4 protein-coding genes and 1 pseudogene are annotated in these 5,045 nt (G+C 69.3%); 3 read left to right on the forward strand and 2 right to left on the reverse strand.

The features are described from left to right. Positions 1-262 precede the first annotated feature (262 nt). Together RDU12_RS12165 and argF are read left to right on the forward strand one after the other, a co-directional pair. Positions 263-1,441 carry an aspartate aminotransferase family protein gene (locus RDU12_RS12165; protein WP_300291466.1) on the forward strand — a complete coding sequence of 393 codons (1,179 nt, stop codon included), beginning with the start codon at positions 263-265 and terminating at the stop codon, positions 1,439-1,441. Positions 1,442-1,458: 17 nt separating this feature from the next. Beyond that, entirely contained in the window at positions 1,459-2,373 is a 915-nt protein-coding gene (gene argF / locus RDU12_RS12170; RefSeq protein ID WP_300291464.1) for an ornithine carbamoyltransferase, read from the forward strand. A 3-nt stretch (positions 2,374-2,376) separates the two neighbouring features. Here the strand turns inward: argF and RDU12_RS12175 are convergent, their stop codons facing one another. Both RDU12_RS12175 and RDU12_RS12180 read right to left on the reverse strand, forming a co-directional pair. Continuing rightward, positions 2,377-2,886, reverse strand: a complete 510-nt coding sequence (locus tag RDU12_RS12175) for a pyridoxamine 5'-phosphate oxidase family protein (protein WP_300291461.1) — start codon at positions 2,884-2,886, stop codon at positions 2,377-2,379. Between the two features lie 62 nt (positions 2,887-2,948). Then, the gene (locus tag RDU12_RS12180) at positions 2,949-3,158 is read right to left on the reverse strand and encodes a hypothetical protein (RefSeq protein ID WP_300291459.1); all 210 of its coding nucleotides are present in this window, start codon (positions 3,156-3,158) and stop codon (positions 2,949-2,951) included. A gap of 219 nt (positions 3,159-3,377) precedes the next feature. On the opposite strand from RDU12_RS12180, the pseudogene RDU12_RS12185 reads away from it, so the two are divergent. Beyond that, a pseudogene (locus RDU12_RS12185) lies at positions 3,378-5,045 on the forward strand (hypothetical protein); the annotation flags it as partial.

Consider the following 5,045-nt stretch of genomic DNA (forward strand, 5'->3'; position numbering starts at 1 on the left):
GGGCAGGGGTTCAGCCGAAAACATCCATGGCTCCCTACGGCGAAAGCACGGGGGCCACACGGTTCCGGGCCGACCGCCCGCGCTCCGCCAACCTCCCCACCGCTTCTCCCGAAGCGGCGCAGAGTCGTGCCCGTCCAGCCAGTGTTGACTAACCCCGTCCCTCGTCCGACAAGGCCTGACCCTTATTCCAGCGGTCCCGACGCTATCCGGCGCCGGGGCCGTCTCGCTTTTGGAGGCCTTCCCCGTGTCCAATGAACATCTGATGGGTGTCTACAACCGCGCGCCGCTGGAAGTGGATCGCGGGCAGGGCGCGCGTCTGTGGGCCAGGGACGGGACCGAATACCTCGACTGCGTCATGGGCATCTCGACCAACGCCCTCGGCCACGCCAATCCGATCCTCGTCCAGGCGGTCAAGGACCAGGCCGAAAAGCTCTGGCACGTCTCCAACATCTTCAAGATCCCGGGCCAGGAAGCCCTCGCCGACGCCCTGTGCGAGAAGTCGTTCGCCGACGTCGTCTTCTTCACCAACTCCGGCACGGAAGCCGTCGAATGCGCCCTGAAGACGGCGCGGAAATATCACTCGGCCAACGGCCAGCCCGAGCGGATCGACATCTACGGCTTCGACGGCTCGTTCCACGGCCGCACCTACGGCGCCATCAACGCCGCCGCCAACCCCAGCTACACCAACGGCTTCGGCCCGCCGATGGAGGGTTTCCACCAGCTGGTCTGGGGCGACCGCGAGGCGCTCGAGGCCGCCTTCCGCAACCCGACCACCTGCGCCGTCATCCTCGAGCCGGTGCAGGGCGAGGGCGGCTGCCGCGCCACGCCGGACGAAGACCTGCGCTGGATGCGCCAGATGGCCGACGACAACGGCGTCCTGATCATCTTCGACGAAGTCCAGTGCGGCATGGGCCGGACCGGCAAGCTGTGGGCCCATGAATGGGCCGGCATGACGCCCGACATCATGGCCATCGCCAAGGCCCTGGGCGGCGGCTTCCCCGTCGGCGCCTGCCTCGCCACGGCGAAGGCGGCCACGGGCATGACCGTCGGCGTGCACGGCTCGACCTTCGGCGGCAATCCGCTGGCCATGGCGGTCGGGCAGGCCGCCTTCGCCGAGATTTCGAGGCCGGAGACCCTGGCACACGTCAACGAGATCGCCGGCTATCTGAAGCAGCAGCTGCACGGTCTCGCCCAGCGCTTCCCCGACGTGATCGTCGAGGTGCGCGGCAAGGGCCTGCTGATGGGTATGAAGCTGATCCCCAACAACCGCGACTTCATGGGCTGGGCCCGCGACGAGGCCCGTCTGCTGGTCGCCGGCGGCGGCGACAACCTGGTCCGCATCCTGCCCCCGCTGAACCTGACGTTGGACGAGGCCCGCGAGGCCGTCGAACGTCTGGAGAAGACCTGCGAGTTCGCGCGCGGCAAGCTGGCCGCGGCCTGACAACATCGGAGGGGCCGATGGTCCGCCACTTCCTCGACCTGCACCGGCTCGAAGCCGGAGACCTGCGCGCCATCCTCGACGACGCCCATGCCCGCAAGGCCGCCCGCAAGGGCTGGCCGAAGGGCAGGGCTGACGCCGACGCCCCGGCGAAGGACCGTGTCCTGGCGATGATCTTCGAGAAGAACTCGACCCGCACCCGCTTCAGCTTCGACGCCGCCATCCGCCAGCTGGGCGGGGCCTCGATCATCGCCAACGCCGGCGACATGCAGCTGGGCCGCGGCGAGCCGGTCGAGGACACCGCCCGCGTCCTCTCGCGCATGGTCGACGCCGTGATGATCCGCGCCAACGACCACGAGGACGTCGAGCGCTTCGCGCGCGTCTCCACCGTGCCGGTGATCAACGGCCTGACCGACCGCTCGCACCCGTGCCAGATCCTCGCCGACCTGATGACCATCGAGGAGCATCGCGGCCCGATCGCCGGCAAGACCCTCGCCTGGGTCGGCGACGGCAACAACGTCTGCCACAGCTTCATGCACGCGGCGCCGAAGCTGGGCTTCCACCTGAACGTGGCCTGCCCGGCCGACTACCATCCGAACCTGCACGACCTGGCCAAGGGCGGAAACCACGTCACCCTGACCGGCGATCCGCACGAGGCGGTGGCCGGCGCCGACGTCGTGATCACCGACACCTGGGTGTCGATGGGCGACCAGGACTATGAGGCCCGGCTCGAGGCCTTCGAGGGCTATGGCGTCGACGACGCCCTGATGGACGCCGCCGCCTCCGACGCCGTCTTCCTCCACTGCCTGCCCGCCCACCGCGGCGAGGAGGTCACCGACGCTGTCCTCGACGGCCCCCGCTCCCTCGTCTGGGACGAGGCCGAAAACCGCATCCACGCCCAGAAAGCGGTGCTGGCGTGGTGTTTCGCGGGCTGACGCCTACTGCAGATTCACATCCGCCACCCCGCCGGCGTCCGGCAGCGTCTTCGTCACATTGGCCTTGGCGATCTCATAGGCGAATTTGAAGAAACCGCCCTCGCTGACCCAGACCCGGCCGTCGTCGGCGTCGAAGCGCAGGATGGTCAGCATCCGGTCGTCCTTGCCCTCCGGATACCAGGCCGCCAGCACCGGGTTCCAGTGGCGGTCGATGATCTCCCGGTCCTGGCCATGCACCGACAGGGTCCCGTGGATGCAGGCCCAGACGTCCTGGTCCTTCGAGGCGTAGTGGAACATGGCGCTCTGCCCCCCGCCGACGCCGGCGTCCTTCGCCAGATCGGTGTCCTCGCGGGTGAAGAACCAGATCGTCCCGGTCTCCTCGTCGCGAAAGGCCGTCATCGGCTGGGCGTGATAGCCGGGCTGGTCCAGACCGAGCATGCCGGTGTTGGATTTCTTGAGGCTGTCCCAGAATTCCTTCTCGGCCTCGGCGGCGGTCAGCGTCTTGTCGGACATGTCGGCGTCTCCTGATCTGCGGGGTTCGATCAGGAAATGGCCCGGGGCCCCGGCCGGTTCCCCTATCGCGGCGGCCGCTGCGGCATGCCGAGCAGGGCGGCGACATGGACGATCAGCAGGAAGGCCACGGCCCCGGCCAGGATCATCAGGAAACGCCAGGGGATCATGCGCACGCCGAGGTGCGGCTGGGATGGCCGGGCGCCGCGCCAGCCGGCGAAGGTCGCGAAGGCGAGGACGGCGGCGAGCAGGGCGAGGGTCACTGTCAGGCTCATCAGCGCCAAGTGGCCCGCCGGAGACCTTGAGGCAAGCCGCCGGAGTCCTTTCGGACTCGTTAATCTTCATGAGGCGTTAACCGATGCGGCGCGAGACTCTTCGTCGGTGTACGGGCTTTCCACAGGAAGATGGTCAGACCCAACATCTTGGGGTTAACCACGCGTTTACACCCCTGATCTGGATGGGTAGCGTCGAGTCAAAGGTCGGGAGGCGAATCAGTGAGCGCAGCCGCGCCGTGGAGCGTAAAGGGGATCGAACCCCGGGCGCGTGAGATCGCCAAGGATCTCGCCCGCCGCTCCGGCATGACGCTGGGCGAGTGGCTGAACACCATGATCATGGAGGACGGCGACGACGATGAGGGCGTGGTCCCGCTGGCGCGTCGTCCCCATGCCACTGACAGTTATGAGCGCCGCGGGCGCAGCCGCCGCGTCGACGACGCCTACGGCGCCGGCGAGGAGCCCTGGCAACGTCTGAGCGCCTCGATCGACGCCATCGCCGGCCGGCTCGAGGCCGCCGAGCGTCGCTCGACCGTCGCCATCCAGGGCGTCGACCAGGCCGTGTCCGGTCTCGTGCGCCGTCTCGACGGCCAGGACGAGGCGGGCCGGTCGTACGGCCGGCGCATCGACGACATCTCCGAGGAGCTGCGCGAGGGTCATCGACGTCTGCGCAAATTCGAGCAGGAGGTCGGCCCGAAGACGGCCGAGACCTTCGGCAAGGTCGAGACGACGATGGGCGCGCTCGCCAGTCGGCTCTACGACATCGAGGAGCGCCAGCGCGGCAGCGTCAACGAACTGCGCCAGCGGATGGATGCGGTCGAGAAGGTCGCCGGCCCGGGCGTCGGCGCCGATCTTCTGGCCCAGGTCGGACAGCGGCTCGACGAGGCCCAGGGTCGCACCACCGAGGCCCTGCGCGGGCTGGAACGCTCCTTCGCCGATCTGGACCAGCGGCTGCGCGCCGCCGAGTCGCGCGTCGAACCCGAGAGCGTTCGCGAGGCGGCGCGGTTCGAAAAGCTGGCCGAGACCCTGAGCCGGCAGGTCGAGGCCAATCGCGCCGAGATGATGCGCCGGATGGACACGGCCGAGAACGAAGGCCGGATGGACCGGATCGAGCGAGCCGTGCTGGCGATCGGCGATCAGGTCAAGGTGTCCGAGCAGCGCTCGGCCCAGGCCGTCGAGGCCATGGGGCGCGAGGTTCTGCGCATCGCCCAGAACCTCAACGGCCGCGTCGGCCAGATCGAGGCCGACGGTCCCGCCCGTCTCGAGAAGCTGGGCGAAACCCTGACCCGCAAGGTCGAGTCCGACATGGGCCGCTTCGCCCAGGGTCTGGAGCAGCGCCTGGTCGCCGCCGATGACCGCCACGCCATGGCGCTGGAGAAGCTGGGCGGCGAGATCACCCGCATCTCCGACCGTCTGAGCGAGCGCATCGCCCAGTCCGAGCGCCGCTCGCAGCAAGCGCTGGAAGACATCGGCCGCCGCCTGGCCGACAGTTCGAACAAGATCGAGCAGCACTACGACCGGGCGTCGGGCGAACTCGCCGAGCGCATGCGCCTGTCGGAAGAGCGCACCGCCGCCCTGATCGCCGAGGCCCGCGAAAACATCGGCCGGAGATCCGAGTCCGCCGCGCCCGCCGGGACGGTCCAGCCCGACTGGCGCGCCGCCGCCTTCCCGGAAGCGGCCTTCCCCGACGCCGACTTCGACAACGGCTTCGAGGACCCGGTCTTCGCCGAGCAGCAGGCCTGGTCCGCCGATCTCGCCCCGCCCGAGCCCGAGCCCGAAGCCGGCCCGCGCGCCGGCGGCGAGGTTCTGACCGCCGACTCGGTCTTCGACGCGGTGCTGCCGCTGTTCAATCCCGGCGCGCGGATGACCATCTGCGGCCTGATCGCCCAC

The organism is Brevundimonas sp., assembly GCF_031082345.1.
In the GTDB taxonomy this organism is placed as follows: domain Bacteria; phylum Pseudomonadota; class Alphaproteobacteria; order Caulobacterales; family Caulobacteraceae; genus Brevundimonas.